The organism is Phormidium sp. CCY1219, assembly GCF_035615515.1.
In the GTDB taxonomy this organism is placed as follows: Bacteria; Cyanobacteriota; Cyanobacteriia; order Cyanobacteriales; family Laspinemataceae; genus CCY1219.
This window is the reverse complement of sequence record NZ_JAJENT010000278.1, coordinates 1-21,748: the sequence shown is the minus strand read 5'-3', so window position 1 is coordinate 21,748 and position 21,748 is coordinate 1. Positions and strand designations below refer to the sequence as shown.

General features: G+C 50.9%; 32 protein-coding genes. 29 read left to right on the top strand and 3 right to left on the bottom strand.

Going from position 1 to position 21,748, the window contains the following annotated elements:
- Positions 1-21 precede the first annotated feature (21 nt).
- The 27 genes from rpsS to prfA all read left to right on the top strand — a co-directional run bounded on the left by rpsS (position 22) and on the right by prfA (position 15,809).
- The gene (gene rpsS / locus LKK83_RS04040) at positions 22-300 is read left to right on the top strand and encodes a 30S ribosomal protein S19 (RefSeq protein ID WP_324629591.1); all 279 of its coding nucleotides are present in this window, start codon (positions 22-24) and stop codon (positions 298-300) included.
- A gap of 82 nt (positions 301-382) precedes the next feature.
- On the top strand, positions 383-745 hold the full coding sequence (rplV, locus tag LKK83_RS04035) for a 50S ribosomal protein L22 (protein ID WP_324629590.1): 363 nt from the start codon (positions 383-385) through the stop codon (positions 743-745).
- A gap of 94 nt (positions 746-839) precedes the next feature.
- On the top strand, positions 840-1,568 hold the full coding sequence (gene rpsC, locus LKK83_RS04030) for a 30S ribosomal protein S3 (protein WP_324629589.1): 729 nt from the start codon (positions 840-842) through the stop codon (positions 1,566-1,568).
- Positions 1,569-1,615: 47 nt separating this feature from the next.
- A complete protein-coding gene (gene rplP / locus LKK83_RS04025) occupies positions 1,616-2,035 on the top strand; it encodes a 50S ribosomal protein L16 (RefSeq protein WP_324629588.1) in 420 nt (139 codons plus the stop codon).
- 3 nt (positions 2,036-2,038) lie between these two features.
- A complete protein-coding gene (gene rpmC, locus LKK83_RS04020) occupies positions 2,039-2,341 on the top strand; it encodes a 50S ribosomal protein L29 (protein WP_324629587.1) in 303 nt (100 codons plus the stop codon).
- Positions 2,342-2,354: 13 nt separating this feature from the next.
- Entirely contained in the window at positions 2,355-2,606 is a 252-nt protein-coding gene (gene rpsQ / locus LKK83_RS04015; RefSeq protein WP_324629586.1) for a 30S ribosomal protein S17, read from the top strand.
- A gap of 18 nt (positions 2,607-2,624) precedes the next feature.
- Complete coding sequence (gene rplN / locus LKK83_RS04010; protein WP_324629585.1) at positions 2,625-2,990, top strand: 50S ribosomal protein L14; 366 nt, start codon at positions 2,625-2,627, stop codon at positions 2,988-2,990.
- Positions 2,990-3,340, top strand: a complete 351-nt coding sequence (gene rplX, locus LKK83_RS04005) for a 50S ribosomal protein L24 (protein ID WP_324629584.1) — start codon at positions 2,990-2,992, stop codon at positions 3,338-3,340. The genes rplN and rplX overlap by 1 nt, the downstream gene beginning before the upstream one ends.
- An 87-nt stretch (positions 3,341-3,427) precedes the next feature.
- On the top strand, positions 3,428-3,973 hold the full coding sequence (rplE, locus tag LKK83_RS04000; RefSeq protein ID WP_324629583.1) for a 50S ribosomal protein L5: 546 nt from the start codon (positions 3,428-3,430) through the stop codon (positions 3,971-3,973).
- Positions 3,974-3,998: 25 nt separating this feature from the next.
- On the top strand, positions 3,999-4,400 hold the full coding sequence (gene rpsH / locus LKK83_RS03995) for a 30S ribosomal protein S8 (RefSeq protein WP_324629582.1): 402 nt from the start codon (positions 3,999-4,001) through the stop codon (positions 4,398-4,400).
- A gap of 122 nt (positions 4,401-4,522) precedes the next feature.
- Positions 4,523-5,062: a 50S ribosomal protein L6 gene (gene rplF / locus LKK83_RS03990; protein ID WP_324629580.1), complete on the top strand. Its 540-nt coding sequence runs from the start codon at positions 4,523-4,525 to the stop codon at positions 5,060-5,062.
- Positions 5,063-5,414: 352 nt separating this feature from the next.
- Positions 5,415-5,777: a 50S ribosomal protein L18 gene (gene rplR, locus LKK83_RS03985; protein WP_324629579.1), complete on the top strand. Its 363-nt coding sequence runs from the start codon at positions 5,415-5,417 to the stop codon at positions 5,775-5,777.
- Positions 5,778-5,889: 112 nt separating this feature from the next.
- Positions 5,890-6,414: a 30S ribosomal protein S5 gene (rpsE, locus tag LKK83_RS03980; RefSeq protein WP_324629578.1), complete on the top strand. Its 525-nt coding sequence runs from the start codon at positions 5,890-5,892 to the stop codon at positions 6,412-6,414.
- A gap of 190 nt (positions 6,415-6,604) precedes the next feature.
- Complete coding sequence (rplO, locus tag LKK83_RS03975; protein ID WP_324629577.1) at positions 6,605-7,060, top strand: 50S ribosomal protein L15; 456 nt, start codon at positions 6,605-6,607, stop codon at positions 7,058-7,060.
- Positions 7,061-7,135: 75 nt separating this feature from the next.
- Positions 7,136-8,446 (top strand): preprotein translocase subunit SecY, encoded by a 1,311-nt coding sequence (secY, locus tag LKK83_RS03970; protein WP_324629576.1) that lies wholly within the window; start codon positions 7,136-7,138, stop codon positions 8,444-8,446.
- Positions 8,446-9,003, top strand: coding sequence for an adenylate kinase (locus tag LKK83_RS03965; protein WP_324629575.1), 558 nt, complete (start codon positions 8,446-8,448; stop codon positions 9,001-9,003). The genes secY and LKK83_RS03965 overlap by 1 nt, the downstream gene beginning before the upstream one ends.
- A 240-nt stretch (positions 9,004-9,243) precedes the next feature.
- Positions 9,244-9,468, top strand: a complete 225-nt coding sequence (infA, locus tag LKK83_RS03960) for a translation initiation factor IF-1 (RefSeq protein ID WP_008191178.1) — start codon at positions 9,244-9,246, stop codon at positions 9,466-9,468.
- Positions 9,469-9,585: 117 nt separating this feature from the next.
- Entirely contained in the window at positions 9,586-9,699 is a 114-nt protein-coding gene (gene rpmJ / locus LKK83_RS03955; RefSeq protein ID WP_012593611.1) for a 50S ribosomal protein L36, read from the top strand.
- 91 nt (positions 9,700-9,790) lie between these two features.
- Entirely contained in the window at positions 9,791-10,174 is a 384-nt protein-coding gene (rpsM, locus tag LKK83_RS03950) for a 30S ribosomal protein S13 (RefSeq protein ID WP_324629570.1), read from the top strand.
- Positions 10,175-10,261: 87 nt separating this feature from the next.
- Positions 10,262-10,657: a 30S ribosomal protein S11 gene (gene rpsK, locus LKK83_RS03945; RefSeq protein ID WP_324629569.1), complete on the top strand. Its 396-nt coding sequence runs from the start codon at positions 10,262-10,264 to the stop codon at positions 10,655-10,657.
- Between the two features lie 179 nt (positions 10,658-10,836).
- Positions 10,837-11,784, top strand: coding sequence for a DNA-directed RNA polymerase subunit alpha (locus LKK83_RS03940; protein WP_324629568.1), 948 nt, complete (start codon positions 10,837-10,839; stop codon positions 11,782-11,784).
- A gap of 144 nt (positions 11,785-11,928) precedes the next feature.
- On the top strand, positions 11,929-12,279 hold the full coding sequence (gene rplQ, locus LKK83_RS03935) for a 50S ribosomal protein L17 (protein WP_324629567.1): 351 nt from the start codon (positions 11,929-11,931) through the stop codon (positions 12,277-12,279).
- An 84-nt stretch (positions 12,280-12,363) separates the two neighbouring features.
- Positions 12,364-13,212: a tRNA pseudouridine(38-40) synthase TruA gene (truA, locus tag LKK83_RS03930; protein WP_324629566.1), complete on the top strand. Its 849-nt coding sequence runs from the start codon at positions 12,364-12,366 to the stop codon at positions 13,210-13,212.
- Between the two features lie 122 nt (positions 13,213-13,334).
- Positions 13,335-13,790, top strand: a complete 456-nt coding sequence (rplM, locus tag LKK83_RS03925; RefSeq protein WP_324629564.1) for a 50S ribosomal protein L13 — start codon at positions 13,335-13,337, stop codon at positions 13,788-13,790.
- On the top strand, positions 13,790-14,203 hold the full coding sequence (gene rpsI / locus LKK83_RS03920; RefSeq protein ID WP_324629563.1) for a 30S ribosomal protein S9: 414 nt from the start codon (positions 13,790-13,792) through the stop codon (positions 14,201-14,203). The genes rplM and rpsI overlap by 1 nt, the downstream gene beginning before the upstream one ends.
- Positions 14,204-14,317: 114 nt before the next feature.
- Positions 14,318-14,572: a 50S ribosomal protein L31 gene (rpmE, locus tag LKK83_RS03915; RefSeq protein WP_324629562.1), complete on the top strand. Its 255-nt coding sequence runs from the start codon at positions 14,318-14,320 to the stop codon at positions 14,570-14,572.
- Positions 14,573-14,696: 124 nt separating this feature from the next.
- A complete protein-coding gene (prfA, locus tag LKK83_RS03910) occupies positions 14,697-15,809 on the top strand; it encodes a peptide chain release factor 1 (protein WP_324629561.1) in 1,113 nt (370 codons plus the stop codon).
- Positions 15,810-16,132: 323 nt separating this feature from the next.
- Here prfA and LKK83_RS03905 read toward each other — a convergent pair whose 3' ends face one another.
- Positions 16,133-16,825 (bottom strand): hypothetical protein, encoded by a 693-nt coding sequence (locus LKK83_RS03905; protein ID WP_324629560.1) that lies wholly within the window; start codon positions 16,823-16,825, stop codon positions 16,133-16,135.
- A gap of 472 nt (positions 16,826-17,297) precedes the next feature.
- Positions 17,298-17,516, bottom strand: a complete 219-nt coding sequence (locus LKK83_RS03900; RefSeq protein ID WP_324629559.1) for a hypothetical protein — start codon at positions 17,514-17,516, stop codon at positions 17,298-17,300.
- Positions 17,517-18,385: 869 nt separating this feature from the next.
- Between LKK83_RS03900 and LKK83_RS03895 the strand changes: the two genes are divergently transcribed.
- Both LKK83_RS03895 and cobJ read left to right on the top strand, forming a co-directional pair.
- Positions 18,386-18,877: a hypothetical protein gene (locus LKK83_RS03895; protein ID WP_324629558.1), complete on the top strand. Its 492-nt coding sequence runs from the start codon at positions 18,386-18,388 to the stop codon at positions 18,875-18,877.
- Positions 18,878-19,052: 175 nt separating this feature from the next.
- Positions 19,053-21,023 carry a precorrin-3B C(17)-methyltransferase gene (cobJ, locus tag LKK83_RS03890; RefSeq protein ID WP_324629557.1) on the top strand — a complete coding sequence of 657 codons (1,971 nt, stop codon included), beginning with the start codon at positions 19,053-19,055 and terminating at the stop codon, positions 21,021-21,023.
- A 100-nt stretch (positions 21,024-21,123) separates the two neighbouring features.
- Here cobJ and LKK83_RS03885 read toward each other — a convergent pair.
- A partial coding sequence (locus LKK83_RS03885; protein WP_324629556.1) for a hypothetical protein occupies positions 21,124-21,748 on the bottom strand: 625 nt, incomplete at its 5' end.

Sequence of the window (21,748 nt, the reverse complement as noted above, 5' to 3'; positions counted from 1 at the left end):
ATATTTTATCCTTCGTGAACTATGGGACGTTCTCTTAAAAAAGGTCCTTTCGTAGCGGATCATTTGCTTCGCAAAATTGAAAAGCTAAACGAGAAAGGAGAAAAGCAAGTCATTAAAACCTGGTCGCGAGCCTCAACGATCGTGCCGGATATGCTGGGGCATACCATCGCCGTTCATAATGGCCGCCAGCACGTACCGTTGTACATTAGCGAGCAGATGGTCGGGCACAAATTAGGCGAATTCGCGCCGACCCGAACCTTCCGGGGACACGCAAAAAGCGATAAGAAAGGGCGGCGCTAGAAACGCTGTCAAAAGTCCTTTGACTGCTATAGTCAACTTTCTTGGGACTAGAGACAAAGGCTTTCGACACTTGGAGAAATCTATGGCTATCGATACTACAGAAAAAGTCAAAGCAAGCGCGCGCTACGTTCGCATGTCTCCCTACAAAGTTCGTCGCGTTCTCGACCAGATTCGGGGTCGCTCCTATCGGGAGGCGCTCATCATTCTGGAATTCATGCCCTATCGTGCCTGCGACCCGATTCGTAAAGTGCTGCGATCGGCTGCCGCTAATGCCGAACATAACAACGGTTTGGATCCAGCAACGTTATGGGTTGCCGAAGCGTATGCTGATGGAGGTCCGAGTTTGAAGCGGTATCGGCCTCGGGCACAAGGACGGGCTTATATGATTCGCAGGCCAACCTGTCATATTACCGTTGCGGTTGCTCCAGAAATCGAGTCGGAATAGCAAAGGAACGAGAAGGCGTAGAGTTACTCAAACCGTCTTCGCCTCTCAAGTTAGGGTTGACGTTTTATTACTGGTTGTACGAGGACACAGATTCGTGGGACAGAAGATACATCCAACAGGTTTTCGGCTCGGCGTAACGCAAGAACACCGCTCTCGGTGGTTTGCCGATAGCAACCGCTACCCGGAACTGCTAGAAGAAGACTACAAGATTCGTCACTACGTTCACACTACCCTGAATAATGCAGGCATTTCAGAGGTGCGGATCGAGCGCAAAGCCGACCAAATCGATCTAGAAGTCCGCACCGCGAGACCCGGTGTGGTCGTGGGTCGCGGCGGTAGTGGCATTGAAGCCTTGCGAACCGGTCTGCAGGAAATGCTTGGCAGCAATCGTCAAATCCGGATTAACGTCGTGGAAGTGACGCGGGTCGATGCCGACGCTACTTTAATTGCTGAATATATTGCCAGCCAATTAGAGCGCCGGGTTTCTTTCCGCCGGGTGGTGCGTCAAGCCATTCAACGCGCCCAAAAAGCCGGTGTGGAAGGGATTAAAGTGCAAGTGAGCGGGCGTTTGAATGGGGCAGAAATTGCCCGAACCGAATGGACTCGTGAAGGCAGAGTTCCTCTGCATACGTTGCGGGCAGATATTGATTATTCCTACCGAACCGCCAGAACGATTTATGGGATTCTCGGCGTGAAAGTGTGGATTTTTAAAGGTGAAATTATTCCCGGACAAGAGGAAGCAGCTTCGCCGATTGGCGCGAATAACCGTCCTCGGGGGAAAAGACGCCGCCAGCAATTTGAAGACCGCTCCAATGAAGGGTAAGTTGTTTTTTACCCGTTAGCTAGTAGCCATTACGCAAAGCGCGAGTCATGTTAAGTCCTAGAAGAACAAAATTTCGCAAGCAACAGCGCGGGCGGATGCGGGGGTTAGCCACTAGAGGCAACCAAATTAATTTTGGGGAATTTGCCCTGCAAGCGATCGAACCGTCCTGGATTACCTCCCGTCAAATCGAAGCCAGCCGTCGAGCTATGACGCGCTATATCCGTAGGGGGGGCAAAATCTGGATTCGAGTTTTTCCAGATAAGCCAGTCACCATGCGTGCGGCGGAAACCCGGATGGGTTCCGGTAAAGGTTCGCCAGAATACTGGGTGGCGGTGGTCAAACCGGGTCGGATTTTGTTTGAGATTGGCGGCGTTCCCGAAGCAACCGCTCGCGAAGCGATGCGCCTTGCTTCTCATAAGTTGCCGATTAAAACGAAGTTTATTACCAGAGAAGGGGAGCAGACATAGATTATGGCTTTTCCCAAGGTTTCAGAAGTCAGAAACTTGAGTGATGAACAGATCGCAGAAGAGATTGTGACACTCAAGCGGGAATTGTTTGAATTGAGGCTGCAAAAAGCAACTCGTCGCCTGGAGAAAACTCACCTGTTTAAGCATAAGAAGCACAAACTGGCTCAATTGCTGACAGTGGAAGGAGAGCGAAAACGGGCACAGGCAGCCAAAGCGGCAGCTGAAGCGCAGACGCCATCCGAAAGCGGCGAAACTGCTGTATCGGCTTCTGCCACATCTACCGAAACAGAATCAGCGGACCTTTGAGGAGTAGGTGACAATGGCTGTTAAAGAAAGAGTAGGCTTTGTGGTCAGCGACAAGATGGATAAAACCGTTGTCGTCGCCGTGGAAAATAGAAGTCCACATCCGAAGTACGGCAAAATTGTGGTCAATACCAAGCGGTATAAGGCTCACGATGAACAGAATCAGTGCAAAGAGGGCGATCGCGTCCGGATTCAGGAAACTCGCCCCCTCAGCCGCACGAAACGCTGGGCCGTTATCGAAATTCTCAATAGTGCCTCCGAAGCATAAACGACAGGGAGACCGAAGGTGATTCAACAAGAGTCTTATCTCAAAGTTGCGGATAATAGCGGTGCCAGAACCTTGATGTGCATTCGCGTCCTTGGGGGCAACCGACGCTACGCCTCAGTGGGCGATACGATCGTTGCCGTTGTCAAAGAAGCAACGCCCAATATGGCGATCAAGAAATCTGACATCGTTCGTGCCGTGATCGTTCGCACCCGCAAGGGACTGCGCCGAGCTAGTGGAATGAGCATTCGTTTTGATGATAACGCGGCAGTTATCATCAACGCCGATGGAAATCCAAGAGGAACCCGGGTTTTTGGCCCCGTTGCTCGGGAACTGCGGGATAAAAATTACACCAAAATTGTTTCCTTAGCGCCGGAGGTGCTCTAATGGCTAAAACCAGTAACAAAACGCCGGTTCGCTACAAAATGCATGTCAAAACTGGGGACACCGTACAGGTGATTTCTGGGAAAGAAAAAGGCAAAGTGGGGGAAATCGTTAAAGCGTTTCCTCAAACGAGTAAAGTGATTGTGAAAGGGGTTAACGTGAAAACCAAACACGTGAAACCTACTCAAGAAGGTGAATCGGGGAGAATCGAAACTTTTGAAGCGCCGATTCATAGCTCGAACGTGATGCTTTATTCGACTAAGCAAGAAGTAGCCAGCCGGGTTTGCTACACCTTCACCGAAGATGGTCGCAAGGTGAGAATGCTCAAGAAAACCGGAGAAATTATTGATTAGCTCGCAACAGCAAGGCGAGAAATTTTTCCAAGTGGAACGGATAATTAGTCCCTGACAAAGACCAGGGAAAAGGAAGCGAAAATTACCATGACACAAGCACTCAAAAGTCGCTATCTCGAACAAATCGTTCCGAAACTGACGGAAGAATTTGGATATGAAAATATCCATCAGGTGCCTAAGACGATTAAAGTCACGGTTAACCGAGGCTTAGGCGATGCGTCTACTAATGCAAAGGCGCTAGAATCTTCTCAGAGAGAGCTGGCCATAATTACTGGGCAAAAACCAATAGTCACGCGAGCTAAAAAAGCAATTGCTGGCTTTAAAATTCGCCAAGGGATGCCCGTGGGAATTATGGTGACGCTAAGGGGCGATCGCATGTATTCCTTTTTGGAGCGATTAATTAACCTAGCTCTACCTCGGATTCGGGACTTTCGCGGTATTAGTCCCAAAAGTTTTGATGGCCGAGGAAACTACACCTTGGGCGTCAAAGAACAGCTTATTTTTCCAGAAGTAGACTATGACAGCATCGATCAAATTCGTGGGATGGACATATCAATCGTCACCACTGCTAACACAGATGAAGAGGGCCGCGCCTTGCTCAGAGAAATGGGAATGCCCTTCCGCGAGAGATAAATAACAGGGGAATAAGGAGGGAAAAATGGCGGCTAACGACACAATTGCAGATATGCTGACGCGCATCCGCAATGCCAGCTTAGCGCGGCACCCAAAAACAGAGGTTCCATCAACAAAAATGACCCGTTCGATCGCGAAAGTTCTTCGAGAAGAAGGCTTTATCGCTGAATACGAAGAAGCAGGCGAAGGGTTCAGAAAAAACTTGGTGATTGCCTTGAAATACAAAGGCAAAAATCGCGATCCGATTATTAAAGCGTTGAAGCGGGTCAGTAGACCGGGCTTGCGGGTCTATTCTAACCGAAAAGATTTACCTCGCGTTTTGGGCGGAATTGGCATTGCTATCATATCCACCTCGTCGGGCATTATGACCGATCGCGAAGCTCGACGCCAAGGTGTAGGTGGGGAAGTGCTTTGCTACGTGTGGTAGTCGAATGTCGAGGTTGAATATTGATAGTTGATGGCTGAAGAAAAATCAACAGCGATCGACAATCCACCCTTCGACAATCGACACCTCAACAACCAACAATTAGCACACTACAACGGAGAATTATGTCTCGGATTGGTAAGCGCCCCATTAATCTCCCCGATAAAGTGACGGTTACGATTGACAATCAGACAGTATCTGTCAAGGGGCCAAAAGGGGAACTCTCCCGAGTTCTACCTCTTGAAGTCAGCGTAGAACTAGACGGGAGTGTGGTTACGGTAAAGCCTCGGGATGAATCCCGCAAGGCCAGACAGCGACATGGCTTGAGTAGAACCCTAGTGGCCAACATGGTTGAAGGGGTTTCCCAAGGATTTCAAAAACGTCTGGAAATCCTTGGGGTGGGTTATCGCGCTCAAGTTCAAGGCCGCAACCTGATTCTCAACGTCGGTTACAGCAACCCGGTAGAGATTAAACCGCCAGAAGGCATTCAGTTGGCTGTGGAAAACAACACGAATGTCATTATCACTGGCATCAATAAAGAAGTAGTCGGGAACATCGCCGCGAAAATTCGCGATGTTCGACCCCCCGAACCCTACAAAGGCAAAGGCATTCGCTATGCAGGCGAACAAGTCAGACGCAAAGCAGGGAAGGCCGGCAAGAAATAACATGTCAACCCCCCTCACCCTGAAGGGGCGGGTTGCATTCATGGCTCAGACCAACTCGGCGATCGCGTAACGTCTTTCGCTTCCTAGGTTTTTGGAGTCACCACACCCAGGAGATGCTCCCGTCCTGTAGAAAAGGGAGCCTACTTCAGTACAAATCATCCCTATGGGGAGAGGGCAAAATCTTGGCAATGGTCAAACATCCATTGCAAGTACATTTCCAAAGTACGCCAAACAAGTAAACCCAGTACGGTAGTAGTAATTCCTGACCGATTGAAAGTGGTTTTCAACCGCTTATCCGTTTTCCTTTTATTAGCTCGAAAGAGACTAAGTTTCCAACTTAGGAGTTTTTCAGATGAAGCTCACTCGCAAAGAATTAATTCATCGCCGACATCGGCGGGTGCGCCGCAAAGTAGTGGGCACGCCAGAACGACCTCGGTTATGCGTATTTCGGTCGAACCAGCACATTTACGCGCAAGTGATTGACGATACGCAACACCATACCCTGACCTCGGCTTCCACAGTAGATTCAGAACTGAAAGCCGATATTTCATCGGCATCGACTTGTGAAGCTTCCGCACGGGTGGGCACCCTGCTTGCCCAGCGTGCCTTAGAGAAAGGAGTGCAAAAAGTGGTATTTGACCGAGGTGGACATATTTACCACGGTCGAGTCAAAGCCCTGGCTGATGCTGCCCGGGAAGCTGGGTTAGACTTTTAGAAATGGATCGAAAAAAGTGGGGAGTGGAAACGAACGGAGCGATCGCGATCGAGCAGCTCTCGACCCTTCTGCACTCCACCAGAAATAAGTAGGACTAAACAGAAGAAAAATTATGGCGGATCGTGGTAAAAAAAGCAATCGCAATCGGGATAACCAAACCGATTGGCAAGAGCGGGTCGTTCAGATCCGCCGGGTGACCAAAGTGGTCAAAGGTGGTAAAAAGCTGAGCTTTCGCGCGATCGTGGTCGTGGGGAACGAGCGCGGTCAAGTGGGGGTGGGCGTAGGAAAAGCCAGTGACGTGATCGGAGCGGTGAAAAAAGGCGTAGCCGATGGGAAAAAGCATCTAATTGAGGTGCCCCTGACCAAAGCCAACTCAATTCCGCATCGCGTCAACGGCATGGCCACCGGAGCCAAAGTTATGATGAGACCGGCTGCCCCGGGTACTGGTGTAATTGCTGGTGGAGCGGTGCGAACCGTACTAGAGTTAGCCGGTGTTCAGAACGTGCTGGCCAAGCAGCTCGGGTCAGATAACCCCCTGAATAATGCCAGAGCTGCAGTAGAGGCGTTATCCTCCCTGCGAACCTTTTCAGAAGTGGCTGAAGAGCGGGGAATTTCCGTGGAGCAGATCTACGCTTAAGCCAGCGATCGCGGGGAGAGGCGAGATTGGCATTTCCAGGCACCAGCGGGTCGCAGCCAAACCTGGCCAGAGCGATCGCCCCCGCCCCCGGGGGATGGAAGTTTTTGCGGGGGCAGATTGAGTTAGCGCTCATCTTACCTACCGATTGCCCTTCGGAATTAGAGCCAAACAAGTACAGGAGAAGATCGTCGTGAGAATACAAGATGCTGTGCCCAAAGCAGGGTCGAAAAAGCGTCGGCGGCGCTTGGGCCGTGGCATTTCTGCGGGTCAAGGTGCAAGCTGCGGCAAAGGAATGAGAGGTCAAAAATCCAGATCCGGGGGAAGCACCCGGCCCGGTTTTGAAGGAGGCCAACTGCCGCTTTACCGACGGCTACCCAAGCTGAAGCACTTTACGCTTATCAATCGCAAACATTACACTACGATTAACGTGAGTCAGTTGGCATCGTTGCCCGCGTCGAGCGAGGTGACACTGGCTTCCTTAATGGAGGCTGGCCTGGTGACTTCCAACAAATGGCCGCTGAAAATCTTAGGAGATGGGGAACTGAACGTTCCGCTGAATGTTAAAGCTGCTGCCTTTAGCGCATCAGCCCGAGCCAAGATAGAAGCGGCGGGTGGAAGTTGCGAGGTTCTGGGTGCCAACGCCTAGGGCGATCGCCCGTGCCCAAGGGGCAAGCCCTAGGGCGCTCAGCGCCACTGCAATGATTACTAGAGGTACTCCTTCATGGTTGTTAGTCGAGATAAAGCGCCAACCGCTCAGGAGACTTTCATGCAGATGGCGAAAGCAGCGGGTCTGAGAGGTCGGCTGCTTCTGACCATTGGCATGTTAGTTTTAGTGCGCTTAGGCGTATGGATTCCCGTTCCGGGAATCGATCGGGCAAGATTTCAAGCCAATATCGAGGGGAGTCCCCTGATTGGTTTTTTGGATTTATTTTCTGGAGGTGGTTTGCGAGCCTTGGGGATTTTTGCCTTGGGGATCCTGCCTTACATTAATGCCTCCATTATTATGCAATTATTGACCGCTGCCCTTCCTACGTTGGAGGATTTGCAAAAAAACGAAGGGGAAGCAGGGCGGCGCAAAATTTCTCAGATTACTCGCTATGTAGCGTTGGGATGGGCGGTGTTGCAAAGTGTTGGCATTGCCCTTTGGGTGGGTGCTTTTGCTGAGAACCCCGACCCCGGCGTTTTATTCTACATAGAGACAATCGTGGCTCTGACCGCCGGATCGATGTTTGTGATGTGGGTCTCGGAGCTGATTACCGAACGGGGAGTCGGCAATGGGGCTTCGTTGTTAATTTTTGTGAACATCGTGGCGGTACTGCCGAGTTCCTTGGCGCGAACCTTTGCTCTCGCCCGCGAAAATCAGGCCATTGTCGGACCAGTGGTGGTTCTGCTGGCGGTATTCTTGATTATGATTGTGGGGATTGTGTTCGTCCAGGAAGGGACTCGCCGCATCCCGATTATTTCCGCTCGACGTCAAGTGGGGCGTCGGATTTATCGGGAAAAGAGTAGCTATTTGCCTTTGCGGGTGAATCAAGGCGGCGTGATGCCGATTATTTTTGCTTCCGCAGTTTTGATTTTGCCGGCGACGATCGCTCAGGTGACGAAGAGCGAAGCGCTGATTTCGTTTGCACAATATCTCAGTCCGGGGGGACCGACTCCTTGGCTTTATGTGGCGTTTTATTTTCTGTTAATTCTGTTTTTTAGCTATTTCTACGCTTCGTTGATTATCAATCCCGTGGATATGGCGCAGAATTTAAAGAAAATGGGAGCGAGTATCCCTGGGATTCGTCCGGGACGGGCGACCACTGAATATGTGGAGCGGGTGTTGAATCGTTTAACCTTTTTAGGCGCGGTTTTCCTCGGGTTGGTGGCGATCGTGCCCACTGCTGTGGAAAGTGCCACCGGCGTGCGGACGTTTCAGGGCTTGGGGGCAACGTCACTGCTGATTTTGGTCGGGGTGGCGATCGATACCGCCAAACAAATTCAAACTTACGTGATTTCGCAGCGCTATGAAGGAATGGTGAAGCAATAGTGACAAGAGTTATTTTTTTGGGACCGCCAGGAGCGGGTAAAGGAACGCAAGCTAAGCGTCTGGCGCAGAGTTGTCAAATTCCTCATATTTCTACGGGGGATTTGCTGCGCGCGGCGGTAGCCGAGAAGACTGAGCTAGGTAATCAAGCAAAAGCTTATATGGATCGCGGCGAGTTGGTGCCCGATTCGTTGCTGTTGGATATGGTGCGCGTACGCCTGACTCAACCGGATGCGGAGCAAGCGGGTTGGATCCTCGATGGATTTCCCCGGAATGTGACTCAGGCGGAATTTCTGGACAAACTGCTCGCCGAAATCAACCAGAAAAGCGATGTGGTGGTGAATCTGGAAGTCCCCGACCAAGCGTTGGTGGAACGCCTGCTCAAACGCGGTCGCCAAGATGATACGGAAGAGACGATTCGTCGTCGGTTAGAGGTTTATCGCGAGCAAACTGCCCCGGCGATCGCCTATTATCAGCACGACGATCGCTTGGTTTCGGTGAATGGCGATCGCTCGATGGATGACGTGAGTGCCTCCTTGCAACAGGTGGTTCGCGGTTAAATTCGGCTTCACCCTTTTTATGGCAAAACATTAGGGGTTCCCAGTCAGATTCACTGCGAGTGTGGTTGAGATGACTGGGTTAACTCCTCCCCTTGGAGTAGGCCGAGGGCTGACGGTTTTTGCTAAGATATGTTACGGGTTGCTTTCTCCAAGCCGAAAACAATTCGGAATTCGGCAACATTTTCGAGTAACACAGAGCATCCCTTCATCAAGGTATGTAGCAAAAGAGGTAACTGTAATTTGGCTAAGCAAGATTTAATTGAGATGGAAGGCACGGTGACTGAATCCTTGCCGAATGCGATGTTTCGCGTGGATCTAGACAATGGGTTTAACGTGCTGGCCCACATTTCTGGGAAGATCCGACGCAATTACATCAAAATTCTCCCGGGCGATCGGGTCAAAGTCGAATTGACCCCTTACGACTTAACCAAAGGTCGGATTACTTATCGGCTTCGCAAGAAGTAGGTTTTCCGGGATCGGCAGCCACTCGTAAAAATTAAGGTTATGGCAAGTGGTCACAGCTTTTGTCACTTCACACAAAAATTGATATAATATGAAGTTTGTAGTGCGGCTGAAAAAAACATGAAAGTTCGAGCATCAGTCAAAAAGATGTGTGAAAAGTGCCGCGTCATTCGTCGTCGCGGTCGAGTTATGGTGATCTGTTCTAACCCGAAACACAAGCAACGTCAAGGTTAGAAACACCTAATTCAATCTGTGGGAGGTCTGATGGACTCATCTGGCACCCCAACCCAAGTAGGAGCAAAATTAGACTAGGGAGAGAAGAAGCGTGGCACGAATTGCCGGAGTGGATCTTCCTCGCGATAAGCGTGTAGAGATAGGTCTGCGATACATCTACGGAATTGGCCCGACCCGGGCCAAAGAGGTTCTGGAAAAAACCGGGGTCAATCCCGATACTCGGGTCAAAGACTTAAGCGATGCACAAGTAGCATCCTTGCGAGGCGTCGTTGAAAACGATTATCAAGTCGAAGGGGACTTGCGGCGCTGGGAAACCATGAACGTGAAGCGCCTGATGGACATCGGCACCTATCGGGGTCGTCGTCATCGGATGGGACTTCCCGTTCGGGGTCAGAGAACCCGAACCAATGCCCGGACTCGTCGGGGAGGGCGTCGAACTGTTGCTGGGAAGAAAAAAGCCCCAGGCAAGAAGTAAAAATTCCCGGTGCAATGATAGGCGGGTGTTTCAGTCTGCCTACCGATTCACAATGCAAATCTTTAACCACTCAGTCCAACAACCGATATGGCGCGACAACCAAGTAAAAAAACTGGCTCACGGAAACAAAAAAGGAATGTGCCCAATGGAGTGGCTTACATTCAGTCTACCTTCAATAACACGATTGTCACGATAAGCGATCCCAATGGAGAAGTAATTTCTTGGGCGACATCCGGTTCGAGTGGCTTTAAGGGCGCTAAAAAAGGAACCCCCTTTGCCGCTCAAACCGCTGCAGAAAATGCAGCTCGGCGAGCTGCAGACCAGGGAATGCGTCAAATAGAGGTGATGGTCAGCGGCCCGGGATCCGGTCGAGAAACCGCAATTCGCGCCCTGCAAGGTGCTGGTCTAGAAATCACCCTAATTCGGGACGTAACCCCCATCCCACATAATGGCTGTCGCCCACCGAAGCGCCGTCGAGTCTAAATCATTGTGGAAAACAGGGGAGAACTGATGAGGAAAAAATACTCATTGCCAATTCTGTTTTCGTCCGCGATCGCGTAAGTTAAAGGATAACTCCTCAGAACTTGGGGATCGAGTCAGCATCATAACGAGAGGGAGGCTAAGTTGGCCTTCTATGGATCGAGGAGAAGGGAGGTCACTCCGTGGCGCAGTTTCAGATTGAGTGTGTAGAGTCAAACACTGAAAAAAACCAGGGTCAGTACGGCAAATTTCTATTGGAGCCGCTGGAGCGGGGTCAAGGGACTACCGTAGGCAATGCCCTGCGGCGAGTGCTGCTATCTAACTTAGAAGGAACAGCCGTCAGTGCCGTCCGTATTGCCGGTGTTAATCACGAGTTTGCCACAATTGAGGGCGTGCGAGAGGATGTTCTGGAAATTTTACTAAATATGAAGGAAATCGTCCTCAAAAGCTACTCCGCCCAACCGCAAATCGGACGATTATTAGTCAAAGGTCCGGCAACAGTGACGGCAGCCCAATTTGAATTGCCATCTGAGGTCGAAGTCATCGATCGCAATCAATATGTGGCGACAATTGCTGAAGGCCATACCCTGGAAATGGAATTTCGGGTGGAAAAAGGGAAAGGATATCGCTCGGTGGAACGGGGTCGCGACGAAACCACCGCGTTAGACTTTCTCTTAATCGATGCGGTCTTTATGCCGGTACGCAAAGTCAATTACACGGTGGAAGATGCCCGCGTCGGCGGATCTTTGGAAAAAGACAGATTGATTATGGAAATCTGGACGAATGGCTCGATTAGCCCCCAAGAGGCAATTAGCCAAGCTGCCAGTATCCTGGTGGATCTGTTCTCTCCACTCAAAGACATCACCCTGGAATCCATGCTGGAAGAATCGCCCACTGAGGCGGATCCAACCAGTCAAATTCCCATTGAAGAATTGCAGCTTTCGGTGCGAGCGTACAACTGTCTCAAGCGAGCGCAAATCAACTCGGTGGCTGATTTGCTCGACTACAGCCAAGAAGATCTCCTAGAGATTAAAAACTTCGGTCAAAAGTCGGCAGAAGAAGTCATCGAAGCATTGCAGAAGCGCTTGGGCATTACCTTGCCCCACGAAAAATCTGCAAAAACAACCTAACCCGTCTGAGTGTCAAGTGTAAAGTCTGAAAAACCCCGTGTTTATCCTTTACACTGCACTCTTTTTCATTTCCTTTCTGGCTACAATTTGTTACAATTTATAGTTCATCGTTTATCGTCCACCATTCATACTTCCTAATCAATTATGCGTCACCGTTGTCGAGTGCCCGAATTAGGTAAACCCGCCGATCAGCGCAAAGCATTACTGCGAGCGTTGAGTACAGAACTGCTGCGTCATGGTCGGATTACCACGACACAAGCCCGTGCCAAAGCGGTTCGCTCTGAAGTCGAACGGATCGTGACCTTGGCAAAAGATGGGTCTTTGGCGGCTCGCAGAAGAGCCTTGGGCTACATCTACGATAAACAGCTCGTTCACGCCCTGTTTGAACAAGTGCAAAACCGCTATGGCAATCGTTCGGGAGGATACACCCGAATCGTGCGAACGGTTTCCCGGCGCGGAGATAATGCCAAAATGGCAATCATCGAACTCGTCTGATGAAACTGACAGATTTTGGAGCTGGCAGATGCCCTAGCCTTTGGTTCCCTGTTAACTCTAAAATCTTCTGGTTAAAGCCGCCTTATGTCTTCCACCCCCGACATGCCAACCCAAAGAGTTGCCCTCCTGATTCAATATGTGGGCACTCATTTTCACGGATGGCAAAGGCAACCCCATCACCGAACGGTTCAAGAGGAAATCGAGCAGAAATTGGCAACGGTGGTTCGCCACCCAGTCAGCGTTATCGCTGCCGGGAGAACCGATAGCGGGGTTCATGCAGCGGCGCAAGTAGCTCATTTCGATATTGCCAGCCCGATTCCGGCTCACAAGTGGTTCAGCGTACTGAACGCACAGTTGCCCCCGGATATCGCGATTCTGGCCTCGGCAGCGGTGGAATCGGATTGGCACGCGCGGTTTTCGGCTTCGTCGCGCCGATACCGATACACCCTCTATAGCGATCGCCAACCGAACTTGTTCGTGCGCCCCTTTGCTTGGCATTATTATCACGCCCCCCTGGATGCGGACTTAATTCAACAAGCGCTCACCCCGTTAATCGGCCATCATCATTTGGCGGCGTTTCACCGCGCCGGGTCGCAGCGCAAACATTCCTGGGTGGACGTGCAAGAAGCAAAATGCTTCCGCAACGGTCCATTCGTGCATATCGAAGTGCAGGCCAGTGGCTTTCTCTATGGCATGATGCGTTTGCTGGTGGGCTTATTGGTTCAAGTGGGTCGAGGAGAGTGTAGCCTCGATCGCTTCCAGGACCTCTGGCAAAACGAGCGGCGATCGCAAGTCAAATATGCCGCCCCCGCTCATGGCCTGTGCTTGTTGCGCGTCGCTTACCCAAACGCTCCGTTTCCCCGTCAATTGTGGTGGGATAACATGCCCCAGTTTGGTTTGTCCCCGACGGCGATCGCGGTGGGGTCAACCTGAACCCCAACCCCCAGCCAACCGACAGCGCCAACCACCAACCGCGCCTCTTTCACTCGGCGGCGCGCTTTCCCGTCACAGGGAATACCCCCCATACAAACAACCGACAACAAACACCTAACACCATGACCAAAACCTACGTTCCTCCACAAGACTCCTTGGAGCAGCAGTGGTATGTCGTAGACGCGGAAAATCAGCGTCTCGGCAGATTAGCCACTGAAATCGCTCGGATTTTGCGGGGTAAAAACAAACCCACCTATACCCCCCACATGGATACCGGCGACTTCGTAATCGTGGTCAACGCCGACAAAATCCAAGTAACCGGGAAAAAACGGTTTCAAAAGCTGTACCGACGTCATTCTGGCAGACCGGGCGGCATGAAAACCGAAACCTTTGCCAAGCTGCAAAACCGCGTGCCAGAGCGGATTGTGGAACAGGCAGTGCGGGGAATGCTCCCGAAAAATAGTCTAGGCCGAAAACTCTTCACCAAGCTGAAAGTGTACGCCGGCCCAGACCATCCCCATGAAGCCCAACAACCTGAACCCTTGCAAATTCAAACCATTCCAGGAGGAGAATCTTAATGCAAGCCACCGAACAAAGCGGTCGCGTTATGTACTGGGGCACGGGTCGCCGCAAATCTGCTGTGGCACGGGTGCGCCTAGTCCCCGGTAGCGGTGAAGTGACTATCAACAAAAAGCCTGTCGAGCAGTATCTTCAATTCAACCCGGCTTATATCGGAGCCATTAAAGCGCCCCTGGAAACGCTGGGACTGGAAAATGAATATGATGTCCTGGTCAACGTCCAAGGCGGCGGATTAACCGGACAATCGGAATCCATTCGCTTAGGAGTGGCGCGCGCACTGTGTCAGCTCGATCCGGACAATCGTCAGCCTTTGAAAGTGGAAGGCTTCCTCACCCGTGACCCCCGGGCGAAAGAACGGAAAAAATACGGCTTACGCAAAGCCCGCAAGGCTCCTCAATACTCCAAGCGGTAATGCCGCGATCGCTGGGGTTTTGTCATTGGTGTTTTCCCAGTGACCTCGAACCCCTGCCCCCAGAGGGATACGCTAAAATAAAGAAAGACTCATCCATAGCAAGAGTACAAAACCATGCCTAAACCAGGGATTCACCCCAAGTGGTATCCAGACGCTAAAGTAATCTGCAACGGCGAACAAATTATGACCGTGGGTTCTACCCAACCAGAAATTCACGTGGATGTCTGGTCGGGAAATCATCCTTTCTATACCGGTACTCAGAAAATTATCGACACTGAAGGCCGGATCGAGCGCTTCCGCCGCAAGTACGGTATGGGCGCAGGTGGTGGTAAAGCTTCCAAGCAACAAAAACCTCAGTCCGAACAGTAGCCCACGGCCATCAAGCGCGCTTAGCGGTTAGCCAACTTGTTGCCTTTAAGGGGCAAGTCGTCTTCGATGGGCTAACTGCGCGCATTCTCGCAAGTCACTCTACTCACTGAGGAAGCACTGCTTTATGGCCGAAACATATCTGCTAGAAAAACTACAATCCGTCGAGCAAACGTTTCACGAGCTGACCCGCCGCATGGCGGATCCCGATGTGGCCACTGACCCGAATGAATATCAAAAGGTGGCGAAGGCTCGTTCGTCTTTGGAAGAAGTGGTCAACACTTATCAGATTTGGAAAAATACCCAAGAGGAGTTAAAGGGCGCTCGAGAGGTTCTTAAGGAAGCTAACGGGGATGGCGAGCTGCATGATATGGCAGCGCAGGAAGTTACAGACCTGGAAAGCCAAGTGGAGAGTCTGGAAAACCGCCTGAAAATTTTGCTCCTGCCTCGCGATCCCAATGATGATAAAAATATCATGCTGGAAATCCGCGCGGGAACGGGCGGGGATGAAGCGAGTATCTGGGCCGGGGATCTGGTGCGGATGTACTCGCGCTATGCTGAAAGCCAAAATTGGCGCGTAAAAATGCTCAGCGAGTCCCTAGCAGATATGGGCGGGTTTAAAGAGGCAATCCTGGAAATTCAGGGGGATGGCGTTTATAGCCAGCTCAAGTTTGAAGCGGGGGTCCATCGGGTGCAGCGCGTGCCGGTTACGGAAGCGGGGGGCCGGGTTCATACTTCTACGGCAACGGTGGCGGTGATGCCGGAAGTGGATGATGTGGAAGTGGAAATTGACCCGAAAGATATTGAGGTCTCTACGGCTCGGTCCGGTGGCGCTGGGGGTCAAAATGTGAATAAGGTGGAAACGGCGGTGGATCTGTTTCACAAGCCGACTGGAATCCGCATCTTTTGTACTGAGGAGCGATCGCAGCTCCAAAACCGCGAGCGCGCGATGCAAATTCTCCGGGCTAAGCTCTATGAAATGAAGCTCGCCGAACAACAAGAAGCGGTGACTTCGATGCGTCGCTCTCAAGTAGGCACCGGCGCTCGCTCGGAAAAAATTCGGACTTATAACTACAAGGATAATCGGGTCACGGATCACCGTCTGAGCCAGAATTTTACTCTGGGTAGCGCTCTGGAAGGCAATATTGAGGAAATTATTCAAGCGTGTATTACTCAAGACCAGCAGGAACGCTTGGCTCAGCTCGCCGCTTCGACTTCTACTACCCCTTCGGCTGTGTAGTTGACAAATACCTGGTTTTGTGGTAAGCGGCCAGACCTACGATGGCTCCTGAAAAAAAAGCGAGAACTGAATTCTCGCTTTTTTGTTGGCTGTAAATTCGCTCCGCCAAAAACTTAATTATCAATCGGCAATTTGAAATTCCAGCAGGATCCGGTTAAAATGGAACGGTAGGTCGCCCCTCTTCGATGCCTGGGGGGCATCGCGGATGCTGGTGCTGTTCCCTAACCGGATATGACGGTTTTGAATGACCACCTCTAAAATTCAAACCAGTATTAAAAGTGTAATTCGCAATATCGCACTTTAAATCGGATGTTATACTGCAATTAATTTCGATCGCGATGCAGGCGCGTCCAGTGTCGCGGAAACGGTTGGCGGATAAAGATTTGCGAGGCTCGTTGATAGTGAGCGAAGGAGCTAGATAAATTATCAATCCGATCGCCGCAATACCGATCGCTGTAACCTAATGCCAAATTATTGTGCGTTTCTCCCCAGGCTTGTGAGATAGCTTTGTCGCAAGGCAACATCGGCAAGGCGGTTTCGCAACAGGCGATCGCTATTTCGATGTTGTGCGCGCGATTGCCTCCGGGAAATTCCCACAGCAAGCCGCCAAAATCCACCAAAACCCCGGCAAATTCCACCGCGCGCTCGGGGGATAACACTGGCAACAGAGACACCGCCGATTGCCGCAATACCACGCCGAGGCGATCGCTCAGTTGCGCCACATTCATTTCCAAGAGCGGGTAAACTGCTTGTGCAGTTCCACCACTTTCTAACGTCTGTTGCAACGCTTTGGCCAAAAAAACACCCATTTGCCGCTCGGGTGCTGGGGCGAGCTGACTCTGTGCCACGGTTTGGTTGTGGGTGACGATCGCATCCCATACCCAGGTGGGATTCTCGCGCTTGCTTTGAGTCTCCTTCATCGGCACCCAACCGGCATTTTTCCGCGCCGGGGGGGCTTTCAAAAACCGAGCCGTTTGCGATCGGCTCGCAAGGGTTGCAAAACTTCGTTCGTACATGATACGATTCCTCCTATGTTATTCGCTGCTGTCCGCGATCGCCGCTGTGCGCTAAGGTAAAAAATCTCTAACCCAGATAAAAATTGGCGATCGCACTCAGGGTGCTTTCACTCTAACGAACCCGATTCGCGGGTCAACTCCGCCAAAGGGGTGATTTACCGCTAGGCTATTTTTGAAGAAAGCTTTACTGTCTCTCTATAATGACCGACTTCCCCAAAATTGCCCGTAGCAGAGTTTACGAAAGTGGATTTTTTTTGCGCTTTTTTTTCCTTTCATTAAGTTTTTCAGTGCAATTTTACCCTGGATAATTAAGCGATCGAAACTACAAAAATGACTCAACCTCCAGCCCGAGCTAGGCGTTGAAAAAATTGAAAAAGTCCGCTATTAGCGGACTCGCACGATACTAAAGTATTCGATTATAGAAGAAGATTCCCGGAATCGCGAGGGAAATTTCGCCAAAATGATTAAGAGATTATGAAGCATCTTGCCACAACGATAATCCTTGCAAGGCTCGATCGGTTTTCTTCCGAGCGCGAGCTACGAATTCCGACCAAGTTTTGCGATCCCATTCCACGAACTCATCCCATCTAAAATGGCTTGGGCGATCGCCCGGTTCCGGTACGTATCCGTCTAAATCGGCAAAATCCTTGACTTGATAGCCGAAACCACCGAGACTAGATATGTGAAACATAACGTTCTCCTCATGTTTTTGCTGGTGTTGGTATAAAATTCGCCAGTCTGTGCCATCCATCCGGATGACCCTGGTAGAAATACTCAATCGTATAGACGAGCATTTCCCCACTTTCGGTTCCATGAGGGGGCTTCGCCCGTCGGATCGGGATTCCAAAACCCAAAATCGCCCCTCTTCCGGGGGCAATATGGGTCCTCTCTTGAGAATTAACCCGGAGATTTCCCTTACCAACCACTGAAGGCGACAATCCAGTACAAGGCACCTCCTGAGTGAGGACAACTCCAGAGAGTGACCTGGGACGAGGAGAATCGGTCAATCATCGGAGTTCCCTTGCATAGCCGCTAACCATCGGCAATAATGCAATATTTGCAATGCCTATAAGCCCTGCGTGACCCATCAAGTTTACTATACCCGATGCCACGTTCCTTTGTCAACCAGCCTCGACTATTTTCCAGCGCCAGAGGGTGGGAAATAATATCCTGTCTGGTGGTGGATTGTCCCCCAAAATAGCCTGCTTAGGTGCTTGATGGACCGGATTTGACCCTACTCTTTTCGGGTGGGGGGCTTTTCAACCCCATCGAGGGGACTGGATCTCATGGGTGAAACTCAATTGAAGGTTCTAGGTGGGGGGTTATGCAATCAAAGCAATGCTTATAAGCCCTGCCTGACCAATCGAGTTTATTGTACCCGATGCAGCGTTCCTTTGTCAACCAGCCTCGAGTATTTTCTGGCGCATAAGCGAAGAACTGCTCTATCCCGGGGTCTAAGGAAAAAATTGGGAAGATTATCGCCGTTATGGAAAACAGAGTTGATATTCTATTGTATGGTCATAGAAAATTTTAACGCGAGCTGGAGTGGGAGGCGCTGTCATGGCATCCATCAATGACCCGTTACCTTGGGAAGTGGGATTGGATATCTACGTTCCCATTTTGCACGAGCGATCGCTAGTGGGATTTTGCCGCCCGGAATATTCCGAGGAACTGGTAGAAATGCTCAACGAACAGGAAAAGCTTCGCAAAGCGTTGCGACTCGCTTGCGGGGACTTGCTGCGTCAAAGAGGCGCGGATAAAAGCAAAGTCAACGAGCTGATGGAGAAATACCTGGAAAAGTGCCAGCGTCCCCGGTTTGGCCCGCGCGCGATCGCTGCCCTGTTGCAGGAACGACAACAAGACTTGCAGGTGAGTACGTCTGAGTTTATCAAATTCTGCGAGACTTATAAAGTCTCTCGGCAAAATCTGAAAGAGATTTTCGCCGGACAAGAAATCAGCGATCGCTTAATCATCCCCTTAGCTCGAATTTTAGGCAAAACGCAAACAGAGGTGCTTGAAATCCTGCATGGAACCCAAACAGATGAGCTGTGAAGGGGGATTGGTCACGGGTCACTGGTCATTAGTCACGGGTCACTGGTCATTAGTCCGCGATCGCTGGTCACGGGTCACTGGTACTTCCTGAAAGGACAAAGGACAAAGGACAAATGACAAAAATCCCTGCTTCCATTCGTGGTAGGATAGAGGGTCGAGTGTCAGGAATTGCAAATTGAATCCGTTGATTTTCCAAGATTTTCAGCCGATCGCGGCGATCGCGACGACCCCGAGGGGTGCCCAACGATTGCAGACTCTGTGTCAAACGATGGGGGCTACCCTGTTTGTGCCCGAATCCCTGCAAAGAAGTCACCCGGAAGAATTGGGCACAGTGGCTCAATTCTACTCCGGGTCATTGAAAGCGCATCTCGCCACCCTGTGGCTCACGCATCGGGCGTTTATCTTTTGTCTCGCCACTGGGGCAGTGGTGCGCTGTATTGCGCCTTTGTTACAGCACAAATCCGTCGATCCGGCGGTGGTGGTGCTGGATGAGGCGGGTGAGTTTGCGATTAGCCTGTGTAGCGGGCATCAAGGCGGGGCGGACCGGCTGGCGCGGGCGATCGCCCTGGAAATGGGGGCGAAACCTGTGCTGACGGGGGCTTCCACGGGGTTGGGGCTGCCGGGAATCGATGTGCTGGGGGTGCCGTTTGGCTGGCAAAAAGGTGAGGGAGATTGGACGGGCGTGAGTGCGGCGATCGCCCGGGGGGGACCGGTGGAAGCGATACAGGAAGTGGGGTTTAGCTTGTGGCAAGAACAACTCCCGCCCGGGCATCCCTTCCAGTTTGGATTTGCCGACTATACGGAAACGGAGAAACCGCAAACTCCGGCCCCGAAGGCGCGGGTTTGGATTAGTGCGACTCAGCGATCGCTTCCTCGGGGGTCGGACTTTCCCAAGGTACAGTGGCACCCGCGCGTGTTGTGGGTGGGGATTGGGTGCGAAAGGGGCACCTCGCAACGGGTTATCGAAACCGGGATTCGGGAAGTGTGCCGATCGCATCATTTGGCAGAAGAGGCGATCGCCGGCATTGCGACTATTGATATTAAAGGGGATGAAGTGGGGTTGTTGCAGTTGTGCGAGGCGCGCAATTGGCCCTTGCGAACCTATGGCGCAGAAGTGCTGCGATCGGTGGCGGTTCCTACGCCGTCAGAAGTGGTGGCGCGAGAAGTGGGGACGCCCAGCGTGGCGGAAGCGGCGGCGATCGCAGCTTGTGAGGCACAGAGGGATAAGGCGATCGCTTCTGCGTCTGCCGATCGAGGGGAGAAGGGAAATTCGCTCTGGGTTTCCAAGCAAATTTTCCGCTTAGAGGGGGAACCGGGGGCGGTGACGATCGCGATCGCGCGATCGGAGATAGAATATACGGGGCGACAGGGGAAACTGTTGCTCGTCGGTACCGGTCCGGGGGCGTTGTCACAGATGACGCCGGCGGCACAAACTGCGATTTCCGAGGCGGATGTGGTGGTGGGTTATACCCTGTACATCGACTTGATTAAATCCTTGTTGCGTCCGGGTCAAATCGTGCAATCTTTACCGATAACTCAAGAACGACATCGTGCTGAAGTGGCGATTGGGTTTGCGAAATGGGGGTTAACGGTGGCGGTGGTTTCCTCTGGAGATGCAGGCATTTATGGGATGGCGGGATTGGTGCTAGAACAATTGCGCGATCGCGGATGGGATGGAAAAACCCCTGGGGTGCAAGTGTTTCCCGGAATTAGTGCATTGCAAGCAGCCGCGTCGCGGGTAGGGACCCCTTTGATGCACGATTTCTGCGCGATTAGTTTGAGCGATTTGCTCACTCCTTGGGAGAGGATTGAAAAGCGGTTAAAAGCAGCGGGAGAGGCGGATTTTATTGTGGCGCTTTACAATCCGCGATCGCGCAATCGCATCCAGCATATTGCTATTGCACGCGACATTTTTCTGCAGTTTCGTTCCCCAGAAACCCCGGTGGCGATCGTGCGATCCGCCTATCGCGAAGATGAATCCATTACCCTCACTACCTTGGATAAAATGCTGGACGAACCGATTGATATGCTCAGCACAGTTTTAATTGGCAATCAAAGCACCGATTTCTATGAGAATTGGATGATTACGCCGCGCGGATATTTGGGGTTCGATCGGCAAAATAATGTCGCTTCTAAGGGGGAATAGATTCCGATTCAGCGGGGGATTGAAATCGCGCCTATGCAAGCAAAGTCCGCTTACGCGGACTCATTTTTTTACATGTATTCCGGCGGACTAACTATGACAATTAAGATAAATAGCGATCGGCTACAGTTTCAAAATCTAGGGTCATCAGCTCGATATATCCCTTCATAAAATTCGGATGATTTTCATACACAGAAGCTTGCTTGTATCCGGGCAATACAAACTGGCTACAGATATTCACGCCACTAAATTGCGGGTAGCTTTTTTTTAGCTTCTGTTGAATCAGATATTCGTAAACAAATTGTTTTCGCACGCTTCTCTTTTTAATTGTTTCCATGTTTTCTTTTTGTAGATAATATTGTAGAGATGAATATTTGATGTCTATGACTTTAATTGTCTTTTGATTGATTAAATCAAAGTAATCAGTAACAAAAGACTTGAAAAAGGGGATGATATGTTCTGGATCCTGAGGCGTAGTGTTCTCTCTAAAAAACGCCCATTTTAAAATAATAGGTTCATAATAAGCAAATGATTTTGTCTTTTCAACCAAAGGTTTAAGAATTTCTTTATTAAACCGCTCTTCAGTAAAAATTCCTTTGGTCAGAGCAAGATAAAAAATATGATTAGAATAATACATTTTCTGAATTTCTTCCGTACTGAAGGAGTTAGGACAGATATACCAAAATGATATAAATTCCTCTGGAAAAGGTTTATTAATAAAAAAATAT